This is a genomic window from Clostridium bornimense (genome assembly GCF_018917145.1).
GTDB lineage: Bacteria > Bacillota > Clostridia > Clostridiales > Clostridiaceae > Clostridium_AN > Clostridium_AN bornimense_A.
Window position 1 is genome coordinate 1 of record NZ_JAHLOD010000123.1, and the last position, 1,212, is coordinate 1,212.

At 38.7% G+C, this 1,212-nt stretch carries 1 protein-coding gene; it reads right to left on the reverse strand.

The window, feature by feature from the left end:
* Position 1: 1 nt before the first annotated feature.
* Positions 2–1,195, reverse strand: a complete 1,194-nt coding sequence (gene tuf, locus KQI30_RS16810; protein WP_216464487.1) for an elongation factor Tu — start codon at positions 1,193–1,195, stop codon at positions 2–4.
* Positions 1,196–1,212: the final 17 nt, after the last annotated feature.

Below are 1,212 nucleotides of genomic sequence, written 5' to 3' on the forward strand. Positions count from 1 at the left end.
ATTATTCAACGATAGAAGTAACAACTCCTGAACCTACAGTTCTTCCACCTTCTCTGATAGCGAATCTTAAGTTTTCATCCATAGCTACTGGAGTGATTAACTCAACGTTCATATCGATGTGGTCTCCTGGCATTACCATTTCTACTCCGTCTGGTAATTTGATTGATCCTGTTACATCTGTTGTTCTGAAGTAGAATTGTGGTCTGTATCCATCAAAGAATGGAGTGTGTCTTCCACCTTCTTCTTTCTTTAATACGTATACTTGACCTACGAATTTCTTGTGTGGAGTTACTGATCCAACTTTTGCTAATACTTGACCTCTTTCGATTTCAGTTCTTTGGATACCTCTTAATAATGCTCCGATGTTATCTCCTGCTTGTGCTTCATCTAGTAACTTTCTGAACATTTCGATTCCTGTTACTGTTGTCTTTCTGATTTCATCTTGCATTCCTACGATTTCTACTTCGTCTCCTACATGAAGTACTCCAGTTTCAACTCTTCCTGTTGCAACTGTTCCTCTTCCTGTGATTGTGAATACATCTTCTACTGGCATTAAGAATGCTTTGTCTGTTTCTCTTTCTGGAGTTGGGATATATTCATCTACTGCTGCCATTAATTCATGGATGCATTTTGATTTTTCTGGATCTGTTGGGTTTTCTAATGCTTGTAATGCTGATCCTGTGATTACTGGAGTATCATCTCCTGGGAATCCGTATTCATTTAATAATTCTCTTACTTCCATTTCTACTAATTCTAGTAATTCTGGATCGTCTACCATATCAGCTTTGTTTAAGAATACTACGATGTATTGTACACCTACTCTTGATGCTAATAGGATGTGTTCTCTTGTTTGTGGCATTGGACCATCTGCTGCTGATACAACTAAGATTGCTCCATCCATTTGTGCTGCTCCAGTGATCATGTTCTTAACATAGTCAGCGTGTCCTGGACAGTCTACGTGTGCATAGTGTCTGTTTGGAGTTTCATATTCAACGTGTGCTGTGTTGATTGTGATTCCTCTTTCTTTTTCTTCTGGTGCTTTATCTATTTCGTCATATTTGAATGCTTCTGCTCCACCTGCAAGTGATAATACAGTTGTGATTGCAGCTGTTAATGTTGTCTTACCGTGGTCTACGTGACCGATTGTTCCAATATTTACGTGTGGCTTACTTCTTTCAAACTTTGCCTTTGCCATTGTTAATTCCTCCTAAC

Bases quoted from the DNA above. Each gene is read 5' to 3' on its own strand.
- tuf (WP_216464487.1), bottom strand. From the start codon at position 1,195: ATGGCAAAGGCAAAGTTTGAAAGAAGTAAGCCACACGTAAATATTGGA.